The 12213-nt window shown below is 66.9% G+C and carries 12 protein-coding genes and 3 pseudogenes; 9 read left to right on the plus strand and 6 right to left on the minus strand.

The features are described 5' to 3' along the window. The first annotated feature begins 99 nt into the window (after nt 1–99). Together AB0C28_RS55840 and AB0C28_RS55845 are read left to right on the plus strand one after the other, a co-directional pair. Complete coding sequence (locus tag AB0C28_RS55840; RefSeq protein WP_357846686.1) at nt 100–990, plus strand: LysR family transcriptional regulator; 891 nt, start codon at nt 100–102, stop codon at nt 988–990. Nucleotides 991–1080: 90 nt separating this feature from the next. Then, nucleotides 1081–1827 (plus strand): nucleotidyltransferase domain-containing protein, encoded by a 747-nt coding sequence (locus AB0C28_RS55845; RefSeq protein WP_358085655.1) that lies wholly within the window; start codon nt 1081–1083, stop codon nt 1825–1827. 13 nt (nt 1828–1840) lie between these two features. On the opposite strand, the gene AB0C28_RS55850 is transcribed toward AB0C28_RS55845, so the two are convergent. Then, nucleotides 1841–3385: a hypothetical protein gene (locus AB0C28_RS55850; protein ID WP_358085658.1), complete on the minus strand. Its 1545-nt coding sequence runs from the start codon at nt 3383–3385 to the stop codon at nt 1841–1843. A gap of 612 nt (nt 3386–3997) precedes the next feature. Here AB0C28_RS55850 and AB0C28_RS55855 point away from each other — a divergent pair. Beyond that, nucleotides 3998–4837 carry a hypothetical protein gene (locus AB0C28_RS55855; RefSeq protein WP_358085660.1) on the plus strand — a complete coding sequence of 280 codons (840 nt, stop codon included), beginning with the start codon at nt 3998–4000 and terminating at the stop codon, nt 4835–4837. Between the two features lie 775 nt (nt 4838–5612). Here the strand turns inward: AB0C28_RS55855 and AB0C28_RS55860 are convergent. Together AB0C28_RS55860 and AB0C28_RS55865 are read right to left on the minus strand one after the other, a co-directional pair. Next, the gene (locus tag AB0C28_RS55860; protein WP_358085662.1) at nt 5613–6098 is read right to left on the minus strand and encodes an N-acetylmuramoyl-L-alanine amidase; all 486 of its coding nucleotides are present in this window, start codon (nt 6096–6098) and stop codon (nt 5613–5615) included. A 582-nt stretch (nt 6099–6680) separates the two neighbouring features. Then, a complete protein-coding gene (locus AB0C28_RS55865; RefSeq protein WP_358085665.1) occupies nt 6681–7496 on the minus strand; it encodes a class I SAM-dependent methyltransferase in 816 nt (271 codons plus the stop codon). A gap of 91 nt (nt 7497–7587) precedes the next feature. On the opposite strand from AB0C28_RS55865, the gene AB0C28_RS55870 reads away from it, so the two are divergent. Together AB0C28_RS55870 and AB0C28_RS55875 are read left to right on the plus strand one after the other, a co-directional pair. Further along, nucleotides 7588–8070, plus strand: coding sequence for a MarR family transcriptional regulator (locus AB0C28_RS55870; protein ID WP_358085668.1), 483 nt, complete (start codon nt 7588–7590; stop codon nt 8068–8070). A gap of 80 nt (nt 8071–8150) precedes the next feature. Then, a pseudogene (locus AB0C28_RS55875) lies at nt 8151–8357 on the plus strand (ISAzo13 family transposase); the annotation flags it as partial. Between the two features lie 156 nt (nt 8358–8513). Here the strand turns inward: AB0C28_RS55875 and AB0C28_RS55880 are convergent. After that, a pseudogene (locus AB0C28_RS55880) lies at nt 8514–8726 on the minus strand (transposase family protein); the annotation flags it as partial. Between the two features lie 235 nt (nt 8727–8961). On the opposite strand from AB0C28_RS55880, the gene AB0C28_RS55885 reads away from it, so the two are divergent. Next, a complete protein-coding gene (locus AB0C28_RS55885; protein ID WP_357846672.1) occupies nt 8962–9300 on the plus strand; it encodes a hypothetical protein in 339 nt (112 codons plus the stop codon). A 342-nt stretch (nt 9301–9642) separates the two neighbouring features. Then, a complete protein-coding gene (locus tag AB0C28_RS55890) occupies nt 9643–9948 on the plus strand; it encodes a hypothetical protein (RefSeq protein ID WP_358085671.1) in 306 nt (101 codons plus the stop codon). A 64-nt stretch (nt 9949–10012) separates the two neighbouring features. On the opposite strand, the gene AB0C28_RS55895 is transcribed toward AB0C28_RS55890, so the two are convergent. Further along, the gene (locus AB0C28_RS55895) at nt 10013–10228 is read right to left on the minus strand and encodes a hypothetical protein (RefSeq protein WP_358085673.1); all 216 of its coding nucleotides are present in this window, start codon (nt 10226–10228) and stop codon (nt 10013–10015) included. Nucleotides 10229–10647: 419 nt separating this feature from the next. On the opposite strand from AB0C28_RS55895, the gene AB0C28_RS55900 reads away from it, so the two are divergent. Beyond that, a complete protein-coding gene (locus AB0C28_RS55900) occupies nt 10648–10881 on the plus strand; it encodes a hypothetical protein (RefSeq protein WP_357846668.1) in 234 nt (77 codons plus the stop codon). A gap of 16 nt (nt 10882–10897) precedes the next feature. On the opposite strand, the gene AB0C28_RS55905 is transcribed toward AB0C28_RS55900, so the two are convergent. After that, on the minus strand, nt 10898–11317 hold the full coding sequence (locus AB0C28_RS55905) for a hypothetical protein (RefSeq protein WP_357846666.1): 420 nt from the start codon (nt 11315–11317) through the stop codon (nt 10898–10900). A 265-nt stretch (nt 11318–11582) separates the two neighbouring features. Between AB0C28_RS55905 and AB0C28_RS55910 the strand changes: the two are divergent. Continuing rightward, nucleotides 11583–11846 (plus strand): annotated as a pseudogene (locus AB0C28_RS55910) (IS5/IS1182 family transposase); the annotation flags it as partial. Between the last annotated feature and the right edge of the window lie 367 nt (nt 11847–12213).

Below are 12213 nucleotides of genomic sequence, written 5' to 3' on the forward strand. Positions count from 1 at the left end.
GACGGGGCCTTCGACAAGTCCGATCCTCCCAGCTCAAGGGCACTTTTCTTATGTGAACGATCAGGTCGGCTCAAATTCGCCATGAAAGCCGCAGGTTAGGTGTTGAACCTTGAGCGACTACGCGTCCTGCACTCGATCGCCACCTACGGCTCGGTCACCGCGGCCGCGGACGTTCTGCATGTGAGCACCTCGGCCATCTCCCAGCAGATGGACAAGCTGGAGCGGGAAATCGGACAACAACTCTTGGAACGGAGCGGCCGAGGCGTCCGGCTCACCGGTGCAGCCGAACGCCTGGCCGCACACGCGGCGCGGATGTTGTCCCTGGCCGAGCAGGCGGAGTCGGATCTGGAGGCTTATCGCGGCACGGTCTCCGGCCGGCTGACCCTCGGCACGTTCGCGACCGCCGCACGCGGCCTCGTGGCGCCGGCGATCCGAGACCTCCGGCTTGATCATCCGGAGTTGCGGGTCGAGTTGGAGGAGGTGGAGCCGCATCTCGCCCTGCCCCGGGTGACCCGCGGCGACCTGGACCTCGCGATCGTGCAGGATTGGTGGAACGAGCCCGCCGTGGTCCCCGATGCGTTGACGCGAGCGGCGCTGCTCGACGACGTGGCGGACGTCGCCGTTCCTGAGGGACACCCGCTCGCCGCCCGAGGCGTCGTCGACCTCAAGGACCTCGACGGCGAAGCGTGGATCACCTGGAGCGACGGCTGGATCTGCACCGGATGGCTGAGGGACACGTTGCGCGGGCACGGCATCGAGCCGGACATCTCGTGCATGGCCGCCGAGCACCAGACCCAGCTCGCCCTCGTCGCCGCCGGCCTGGGCATCGCGATCATTCCTCGGCTCGGCCGTGATCCCGTGCCGGAGGGCATCCGGTTCGTCGAGATCCGCCCGCGCCTGGTCCGCCACATCTACGCGGTGTGGCGAACGGACGCCTCCCGCCGCCCGTCGATCCGCGCCGTCGTCCAAGGTCTGCGCCGGCTCGGTTGATCGGCACGTGAACGCGGCAGCAAGGGCGACCGTCCGCGCGGTCTGATCCGGAAAGGTGGAGAATCTCCTGATCGGCGGGTGATGGGAGAAATGGTGGATCTGCCTGGGTGGCTGGCGGAGATTCCGGCTGAGCAGCCGTACCCCGTGATGTTCGCGACGGTAAGCGGGGCGCACCTGTACGGGTTCCCCTCGGTGGACTCGGACGTGGATCTGCGTGGGGTGCACGTGCTACCGGTCGAGGAGGTCGCGGGGCTGCGGCACGGGCCCGAGACGCTGTCGCGCATGTGGACGCGCGACGGCACGGAAGTGGACCTGGTCACGCACGACGTCGTCAAGTTCTGTCGGCTGCTGCTCGGCCGCAACGGCTACGTACTGGAGCAACTGCTGTCGCCGCTGGTGGTGACGTCCGCACCGACGCACGAGGAACTGGCCGCACTGGCGCCTGGCTGCCTGACGCGGCATCACGCCCATCACTATCTGGGGTTCGCCCGTACGCAGTGGCGGTTGTTCGAGAAGACGGGGGAGCTGAAACCGCTGCTCTACACCTTCCGCGTGCTGGCCACGGGCACGCACCTCATGCGCACGGGAGAACTCCAGGCCGACCTGACCCGGCTGTACGCGTACGGCCCCGCGTACCTGCCCGAACTCGTCGCCGCCAAGCAGACCGCCGAGCACGGCGCGCTGTCCGGCGACCTCGCCTCCGGTGCGGACATCGAGGCGGACGTGAAACGCATGACCCAGACCCTGGAGGAGGCCCGGGACACGTCGGCCCTGCCCGAGCGAGCCACCACCGAGGCGGCGCTGCACGACCTGGTGCTGCGCGCCCGGATCGGGTAACCGAGCGCTTCGGTCAGGGCGGGGGCGTGACGGTGAGGGAGAAGGGCACGGACCTGACGGTCGAGCCCACCGCCCCGCTGATCGCGAAGGCGTACACGCCCGGCGGCAGATGGGGCGCGGCGCGTACGGTGATGGTGACGGCCTTGTCCGCGCTCACCTGTGTGGCGGAGGGCTCGATGGTGATCCCATGCGGCGGCAACCCGGTGACGCTCAGGGCGGCGGTGGCGCTGAAGCCGTTCAGTGGGGTGAGGGAGAGCCCGGCCTCGACCGATCCGCCCGGAACGACCGATCCGGCATCGGGCTCCAGCGTCAGAGAGAAGTCGGTGAGGACCGGCTGCACCACCACCACGTGATCAGCAGTGGGCCCCGAACCGACGTAGGAGGCGTTGACCACTCCCATGACCGGTGCGGGATCGGGGTTGGCCGCTGCGATCGACCCAGTACCCACACTGCCCGACGAGTTACCACCCCACGCCCACACGCTGCCGTCGTTCAGCAGCGCGTACGTATTGACCAGACCGACCGCGATCCGGGTGGCGCCCTGACCGAGCTGCATGAGATGCGGAGGCCAGACGCTCGCCCGGTCATCGGGGTCCACGCCCGCCTGGCCGTGCTCGTTGTTCCCCCACGTCCACACCCTCCCGTTGTCCTGCAGCCCCGCGCCGCTGTCCAGCCCGGCGCCGATCTCCCGCAGCCCGGGGATCCTGAACAACTCCAGCGGCGTGGCACTGATGGGGTCCTCACCGAACAACTGGTTGAAATTGTGCCCCCAGACCACCACCCAGCCGTCGCCGCGCAACGCCATCCCGGCGTGCCTGGAGGCGGCGAGATCGATGACGCCCGTCACGCCGGCGACTTTGGCGGGGTACGGCCGATAGCCGCTGTACGTACCGTTCCCCAGCGTTCCTGACTGATTGCTGCCCCAGGTCCACAATGAGCCGGAGAGGTCGCGCGCATACCCCACGTGCCAGCCGACCTCTACATCGGCCACACCAGATATGCCGGGAACGGCCTGCGGCACCACATTGGCGACCGGCGCACCGGTACCCAGCCCCAGATTCCCGGCATTCGGCAGGTTCAGCCCCCAAGCCCACAACGTGCCGGCGGAGTCGACGGCGAAACTGCTGTCCAGATCCGCGGCGACATCGACGACACCGGACAGCCCCGGCACCTGGGTCGGTACGAGGCTCGGGGCGGTGGTGCCGTTGCCCAGGGCACCGTAGTAGTTAGCACCCCAGGTCCAGACAGTGCCGTCTTTGGCAAGAGCGATGGTGTGGGAGCCCCCGGCCGAGACCTGGCTGAACACGGTCATCCCGGGCATGGGCGCCGCGGTGTGCGCCGTCTGGGTGCCGCCGAGGCCGAGTTGCCCCTGCGCGTTGTCACCCCAGGCCGCCGACCCCATGCGATAGATGGAATTGGGCGCGGCATGAGAGACCGGCCCGGCCGCCGCGTACGGGACGACCAACGCCACGACCACCACGCCTCGTGTTACCGATCGCCGCAGCAACCGGGCACGGTCGCGAGACAGCGCCCCATCAGAGGTTCGCGACCTGAACATGGATTCTCCTTGAGAATCGGGGCGCCTCGCATACGGAAACTTACGCGTTCTCTCTGCAAGCCTCACTAGACCTGGCGTTCCATCCCGTTCCATGACGAACCGACCCTCTGCTACCGCACGTCCATGAAAGCGCCCGTTACGCGTCGGCGTGCAGGCCGCCCACGAACACACGACATCCGCATTGACATCCGCATCGACGACGGCCCGGGCACGCCCACCACCGGCGGCGGATTCGGTCTGGTCGGAACGGGTGAACGCGTGGCACCCTTCGACGGGAAGCCGAAGGCCGGCCCACGCCCGGACGGCGGCTTCCGCGTCCACGCCACACCGCCGGCGGCAACGAACGGGTGAGCCCATGACAACGCCCCCGCACGCCGTGGTCGTCGACGACCAGAAGCTGGTCAGGGCCGGACTCGTGGCCCCGCTGTCAGCCACCGGCGACCTCGAGGCCGCCGGCCACCCGCCGCATCACCGCCGACCCGGCCCGCGCCCAGACGAAGATTGTCGTACTGACCACGTTCGGCCTGGACGGGCACGTCTTCGGGGCCCTACGAGTCCGGGCCGGTCACGCCGGGCCACGAACACCGGTCATGATCTCAAGGGAGCCGGCCGATGACCACCCCTGCTCCGCCCTGCCGTCTCTACGTACTCGTCGCCACCACGGCACCAGCGGCGCTGATCATGCGCCGCGGCCCCTCCGGCTGGTGGCACCTGCTGGAATGGGACCTGCGGGCCCGTGAGGTGAGACCCGGCGCGTGGTTTCGGGGCACGCTCTACCCGCGCCGATGCGACCTGTCGCCCGACGGGAAGCTGCTCGGGTACTTCGCACTCGGGCACGGGCAGCCCCCATGGGACACCTACTTCGCCGTGTCGAAGACGCCGTGGCTCACCGCGCTCGTGGCCTGGCACACCAGCGGCACCTGGACCGGCGGATGCGAGTTCGCGTCGGACAACAGTCTGAAGATCTCCGCTTCCATCGACAAACAGCCCTTTCACGGTCGCTATCCCTACGACGCGACGGTTGGGGACCTCACCCTCGACTGGACCTATCGAGATCTCCAGAACGAGTACAAACGCGGCTGGCGTCCCCTCGAAGGCCAGCCGGAGCGACTGCCGCCCGAGCTACGCGAAGCCGTACTTATCGGACGTGTCCAGCCCGGCGGCGAGCGCGCATTGGTGCTGGCCCACACCGGGACCGATTTCCAGCGGCACGGGATCGAGGGCGTACAGGTCAGCTACCTGCGCGAAGAGGACGACGGCAGCCTCACGCCCCTGCCCGAGGCGGCCTGGGCCGATTGGGACAGCAAGGGGCGGTTGCTCATGGCTACTTGGGAAGGCTCCGTCAAGATCATTGAACGGCGGTCGGGTACGTGGGCGGAGACGTGGTCCCACGACCTGCGCGACCTGACCCCTGCTCCAACGCCGCCCCCTTCCTGGGCTCAGGCGTGGTAAGTGGTGGCGTTGACGATCGAGTACCAGACACTGACTGAGGCGCTCGACGTCGTTCATCCCCCAAAGACCGCACTCATGCCTGCAGCGGATGTTGCGGCTGCCCGTGGTGGGGGTGTTCTGCGAGTCGATCACGTTCAGGGACGTCGACATCGATGACACTATGTCAGGCGGTGACGGCATTGGTGTTACATGCCGCTCGACCGGTCGAGCGGCTGCCTGCACCACCGACGGACCGCCGGGCTGGGGTGCCCGTAGCGGTCTCCTGGTTGTGCGGTGTATGGAAGGGATATGCGACATGCAGCCGTGATGTTCCAGCGTTGCTTGCATGCGGAAAACCTGGATTACGCTACTTCGCGGCCTTATCTGAGCCTATCTCCTCGATTTTCCTTGCCACGAGAGGAAGATCGCCGTGGTTTCACGCGCGAGCAAGGTCACCGAGCCTGGGTGCCGGGCTACTGCTGAGTGCCGCCGTACCGGCAGTGGCGCTGGCGTCAGGCTGGCAGGCAAGCCACCGGGACGGCACCGAGGCCGTACCCGCCGATCGGTCTCACATCAAGGTCTGTGACGGTCGAGCAGACGGCCTGTGCCATCCAACCGCCTGGTGAACCTCCACCCGGGTACGCCCGCGCAGGCACGCGGGCGGCCCAGTGAGCGGCCATCCATGAGATGGATACCTCGACGACGCGATCATGGTGCCGCCGCCGCGCGTCGGGCACCCGGCTCTGTCCTGCTCTACAGCGGCCATCAGGCCGTCTTCGAACGTCTCCCTCCGGGGTCACACCTGGTCGCGGGCGACCGGCATGCCGGATTCCACCCAGGCCAGCAGTTTCGTGCCGGGACAGTCGGTGTCGCCGACCTGGCTGTGGCCGAGCTGGCTGAGCGCGTGACCGGTCTTGGTGCAGGCCTCGTCGTACAGGGCGCGGATCGACTCCTTGGCCGCCTCGGTCGGCGCGTTCATGCCGATGTACGCGCAGCCGAGCCCGGTGACGTTGTGATCCTTGGCGTGGGCCCCGCGTACGAGCCAGCCGCGGCCCTCGTACACGGTGCCGTCGTCGCGAACCAGGAAGTTGTAGCCGATGTCGTTCCATCCCCGTTCATCCATGTGCCCGTCCTGGATGGATCTCGGCGAGCGCGTGGTGGGGGTTTCGGTGTGGTGCACGATGAACTCGGTGCGCGCGGACAGCGCGACGTGCTCCACGTCGTCCGGATCTCTCGGCGGGCGGGCGTTCCAGCCGGCGCGGTCGACGATGACAACCCCCATGATGTTCCTCCCGTTCCCGTACTGCTGTTTCCGCAGGTTAAGGGCGGATGAGCACTGAGGGCAGGCGACGCGACGGGGATTGCCGGATTTCGGTCCGGCCGGCGCGCGGGCAGATGCCGGGCTGCTCCTCCCGGCGGACGTCAGCCGGGTGGTCCCAGACCTTCGCCCGCGCGCCTGCGCCCGGGAGACCTGACGGTCACAGTCGCACGACGAATCCGGCCATGACGAGCGCTCTGGAGTACGAGCCGGCGCGTCCTGCCGGTCTCAGCGGAAAGCCGCGAGTGTCGCCTAGTTTGCCGGCATGCCGGACGCTGGCCTCCCGGAGTCGCAATCTCTCCGGTTCGCGATGGGTCTACGGGCAGGGTCCTGGCTCACCGGCATCATCCCCTCGGGTCCGTCCCGTCGATGACCAAGAAGGAGGATGTGGCCTTCTTATCTGGATCTGCTATTCGGCGGCAATTTCCGTCGCGGTGGGCATAGCGTCGGTGAGATCGTGTTCGCCCAGCGTCAAATCGCGACCAGAACAAGCGAGATCTCCGCGTTCACCCCGCTGCTGTCCAGCCTGCACGGACCGTTGGCGCGTTAGAACCGGAAGCGCACGATGCGGGTGGACCGTTTCATGCCCGGCAGTAGGTTCATGAGGCGGTATATACGGCGCACGTTCGCGGGTGCCTTGGCCATCAGTATCGGTGAGTCGTTCATCGGTGCCTCATCGACGTATTCGAGTCGCGGGTGCCCATCGGCCAGCACGGCTGGGTCGTTGAAGCCGCAGCGGAACCGAGCGCCGTATCTGCGCAGCGTGGGGTCCCATTTCGAGGTGCGCCACGCCCAGACCGACACCGTGTCGAACTGTATCTGGCCGGTGGGGAAGGCGTCGACGACGCCGGTCAGCAGCCGCCGGACGTCAGTCTCGGTCAGGTAGGGCACCAGTCCCTCGGCGATCATCAGCACCGGCCGGCCGCGGGGGACGCGTTCCAGCCAGGTCAGATTGGTGACGCTGGAGTCGATCAGGGTGTAGTGCTCGCGCGGCGGCAGGAACCGCTGCCGCAGTTCGGTGACAGCCGGGTAGTCCAAGTCGTACCAGTCGACGGTGGCGGGCGGGTCGATCCGGTACACCCGGGCGTCGAGGCCGCAGCCCAGGTGCAGCACCACCGCGTCGGAGTGATCGGCCAGGAAGCCTCGGGCCCAGTCGTCGTGGGCCTTGGCACGCACCACGGCCGCGAGGCCGAGCTGGCTGGTGCCGAATCTGCGCTTGTCGTAGTCAGGATCGAGGCGGCGCATCGCCTCCTCGGCGTATTCGTCGCCGAGGATCGGGTCCGGCAGCCGGTTGTCCAGCGCCTTGGCCCTGAGAACAGGGCTGAGGGTCTTCTGCGCTCCGACGAGTTCGCTGTCCTTCACAGCAGGGACGGTACTACACATATTTCACGAATTTCGTGAAGTTTTTGGATTATCTTAAACTGGTGAGTCCGCGACGATTTAGGGAGCTTGGGTGACGCAAGCGTACGAGGGTGCCATCGCCGATTTCCGGGAACGGTTCGCGCAGATCATGGTCGAATCCGGTATGCCCCGGATGGCCGCGCGCGTGTACGCCGCGCTGCTGGTTACCGACTCCGGAAAGCTGTCTGCCGCCGAGCTCGCCGAGCGACTGGGCGTCGGCGCGTCGGCGATCTCGGGGGCGGTCAAATACCTGGTGCAGGTGCGGCTGGTCGAACGCGGACGCGAGCCCGGTACCCGCCACGACTTTTGCCGGATCCATGAGCACACCTGGAGTCACTTCGTCAGCCAGTCCGACCCGGTACTGGTCCGGGTGCAGGCCGGCGCCGCCGAGGGCATCCCGCTGTTGGGTCTCGACTCCCTCGCCGGGCAGCGGCTGGACGAGACCCGCCGGTTCTTCGCGTTCCTCCGCGAGGAGATCAAGCAGTCGATGGCGAAGTGGCGGCGGCTCCAGGCGGCCGAACGCGAGGCTGGTTAAGGATCTGCAGAGAAAGAACTCGTAGTATTCCGGATTCGCGGTCGATGGTTTGATAAAGCGTGTCGGCGGAGACCGTGGAGATGCTGGCTGCGAAGATTGAGGCGATCATGCCGCATCTGGATGAGCGGCAACGCCGGCCGCTGCTGGGTGCCGAGGCTCGCGCGTTGGGACATGGCGGCATCCGGGCGGTGGCCAAGGCCGCGGGCGTGCGGGAGGCGACGGTGTCACGGGGCGTCGACGAGTTGGACGCCGGTGCTGAGCCGCTGGGACGGACACGCCGCCCGGGAAGCGCACTCAAGAACTGCGGCGACTTCTAGGCACCGCTCTCGTGAGGTGAGAACGAGTGGCTCTCCTGATCGACAACCTCGATAAGGAATGTGGAAAGGGCGCAGATCTCGGACCAGGCTCTCGGCTCCCTGATAGGCCTTGTCGACCAGGGCCTACCGCCACGCGGTCGCCGTCGACACCCCGAAACCGGCACCGAGCTCGGTGAAGGTCTCGCCCTTGCGCAGATAGACCAGCACCAGCAGCGCCTGCTGGCCTGCGTTGAGCAGCCGCCAGGCCGACCCGATCGCCTTGCGATGCCGGCGGATCACTCCAGCGACGTAGTTCAGCGTTGAACGCGACAAATCGACGGCAGCACGATAGAACAGCATCCGAGGCCCCTGGTTGTGACGGATCTGGTTGTGGTGATCAATCCATCTACCAGGGGTTTCTTACGTCGTCAGGCGAACGCCAGGCTCGCGATCACGCTGTGACCAGCAGTCCGCCGCCGGAGGGATGAAAAAGGGTCGGTGTCGGATAGGAGTCGTCCGACGGGTTGACGGTCGCTCTCATCCAGGGGTGAGTGCGAGCGTTGCTTCTCCCTGAGGCCGAGAAACGAGGACGCAGATGCGTAAGCACAGGCCAGTCGGCACACACCCTGTGGACTATATCGAGGCCGTCATTGACGGCCTGAGAACGCTGGGTATGAGGACCATCCGAAGTGGTACCCAGAAAATCTGGCTCGACTGGCCGCACGCCGAATATACGCACCTGACATGGGATGAGGAGTTCGGCTGGACGATCGAGATCACCGAAGACACCAGCCATGGCTTCACGCACGTGCGCTACGGGCTCCCGCTCGACCTGAATGCTGAACCTGCTGATGTCGCGTTGACCGTCAGGATAATGAGGTTCGAACCCGGCAAGCTACCTCTGGAGTCTCCACGCCGCAAGCGCTGGCCTTGAGCAACCGGGTGAGCGGGTGAATAGCCAACCTTTGGCGCGGTACTGAGTGCCCGCGTACAGACTGATCGTCAGGTCGGTTTGGGAGATGCGGATCGTGCGAGTCGACGTCCCATGATGATGATCATCGCCCACACGACCATGGCTTCGTGATGCTCGGATAACCGCTCATAGTCCCGCACGCACCGCTTGCGCTGACAGATCCACGGTCGTCTACGCGCCGCGCACGTTCACCAACAAGCCGGAGCTGGCCGATCGCGGCGGGTTCACCGCCATCGTCGACCTGGACGGCGGCCCCGTGCGCAAGCTCGCGGTGCAGACCACCCTGGCCTACTTCAACCCCGGGTGCGGGCCGTCGGAGAGGGCGATCCTGACGCAGAACGCCGAGGAGCCCGCCGCCACGCGCCTCCTGCCGCCTTCTACGCCGACATCAACGACGGCTCGCCCTGGGGCGTGGGCTGGCTCAACAACCCGGTCAACCCGCGCTATCCGGCCGACCGCAACCCGTTCCTGGAGACGTTCTACCACGATGCGGCGGAGCCGCAGAAGTGGCCGTACCCGGAGAAGGTGATGGGCTGGGCGGGTCACCCGGTAGAGCTCATCGAGACCCGGGCGAGCTGGTGTCCGGCTACCGGGCCGCGTGGTGGCTGACCAACGCGGACCGCGCGAACGTCCGTCCGCCGGTGCACCAGTTCTGCGACGAGAGCAACCAGTGCTACTGGCCCAACGGGCACCTCGAGCCGGACGCGCCCGGCTTGGAGGACGAGCCGGCGGGCCCGTGCGCGCACAAGAACAGCGACAACCAGTACGACCTTAAGTGCTGGTACCACCAGCGGACCCAGTGGATCGACGACTGCCGCTGCATCGTGCCGGGCACCGACCCGCTCTGCTCCTCGGCCATCGATGACCAGATGGCGGGAGTCGGACTCATGGTGGACAACGTGGAACGGGCGATCCGGGCCAAGGCCCCGAACGCGTCGAGGCACTGCGCACCGCAGGCATCCCCGTCTACTTCGCCCAGCCCTACAGTGAGTTCTTCCCGCACGGCGTCTGCGACCCCGACAACTACATCAACGGAGTCACGTTCACCCCCAACGGTGACGACGACTTCCACACCGTCGACGACCCCAGCCCCGTGTGCATCGTCGTGGACTTGACCTGCATCAGCAGGGAATCGCTCCACCCCAACGACTCGGGCACGTTCGCCTACGCCCGAGCTCTGCGCACCGGCCTGGACGGGGCCGGACACCGCAACCCCTGACCCCCGCGGCCGCCGAGCGCCGTCTCCTGCGTCCGGCGGCTCACCACCCGATCCATCTCCCTCAAACCCCCCGATGGGGGGAGAGCAGCATGTTGGGACGACTGTCTCTGTTCTGCGCGGCCGTTCTGACAGCCCTGGCAGGTCTGCAGGGAGTCGGCGCGGCGGCATCCGCGGCGGCCCTGGCTCCCACGAGAGAGGCATGCCGCAATCTCGGCAACGGGAATCTGTGCGTCCGGGTCACGCCGACCAGCAACAGCGTAGCGAAGATCACGGTCTGGTACGACAAGAACGCCGGGGCCGAGCGCTACATCAGGCTGCGGTAACAGTCCCGGATGAGCGCTATCGGGCCAGTCTCGTGCACGTTCCCGTGCTCCCCCGATATCCGCTGCAGGCCTTGAACGGGCCGGACCAAAGGGTGGTAGGAGTGTTGTACCAGCGGGGCAGCACGCCGGCGGCAGCGACCTTCGGGTTGACCACGTTCTGGCCGCGGGAGTCGCGGAGCGAGACGTTCGCGCCGTTGCCCAGCTTGGCCTGGGCATGGTAGCCGCGCCTGGTGCCCCCGGTGCCGTTGCAGTACCACAACCGGACAGTGTCGCCGTTGGCGCTGGCTACCTTCCTGCACGGCGCGGCGGTCGCCGCGCCGGATTCGGCGGTGAACGCCTGAGCCGGCGTAGTACCAAGCAGCGTCACGGTCAGGGCGCCGACCGCCAGGGCACTGACGCTGGCCACCCACGCCCCACGTTCCACGGCTGCTTTCATGAATTCCTTCTCCTTGTTCGGCTACACCTGCATCATCAGCATCACAGGCCACAGTTTCATCCTGGCTTCATGACGGGCCGACGGAGGCTCGTGCCAAGGTCGCGCCGTGGTTCAGCCGACGACAAAAGGCGAGATCAGCGGCGGATGCCCCGCTGTCGTCGTGGCGGCGGATCTCGTCCAGGGTTTCCTCGGCACCGCGCCGGCACCGGCCCGCCTCGAGCGGTTGCCCGGCGGCCTGGTAGGCGTCACCGAGATGCCCCAGCATGGCACCCTGGTCCCGATCGACCGGCTGGCCGACGAACGGCCGTACTACTTCGGCAAACACCGACGCCACCCATGACCTGACCGCGGCACGTGCCACCGGCCTGATCGACGCGCTGACCACCACAGGAGTAATGACCTTCGCCGACAAGGGATACCAAGGCGCAGGCGGTCCTGACCCGGGTGCGCTGCTGCCCGCACCGCCACCACGATCGTGCAGGCGATCCTCGTCCTGCAACTCATCGAAGAAGGCCGCTACGCAGGATGAAAAGCGCTCATTTGATCGGCATTCTGCTGATCAGGAGGGTCTGTTGGCGTGTAGGGCGCGTCGAACCCGTCGAATGGGTGCACTCCGATGAGAGATGGTCGCCCGCCGCTTTGGGGCGGCGACTGAAGGCTGGCTTGGTCCACAACCGGTCCACAACCCGTGAGCTACAACGAGAACGGGCGGGACTCCGTGAGACTGGAGGCCCGCCCGTTCGTACGATGTTCGCCCTGGTCAGCGGCCTAAACCGCTGCTCAAGATCGTGTGCCCCCTGTAGTGTGCTGGTTCAGGACATAGGAAACCCATGTCGCAAGACATAGGAAACTTCAACAGAGTGTGTCTCGGGACATAGGCAACCATCGCGATCATG

Source organism: Nonomuraea sp. NPDC048892 (genome assembly GCF_040649735.1).
Taxonomy (GTDB): Bacteria; Actinomycetota; Actinomycetes; order Streptosporangiales; family Streptosporangiaceae; genus Nonomuraea; species Nonomuraea maheshkhaliensis.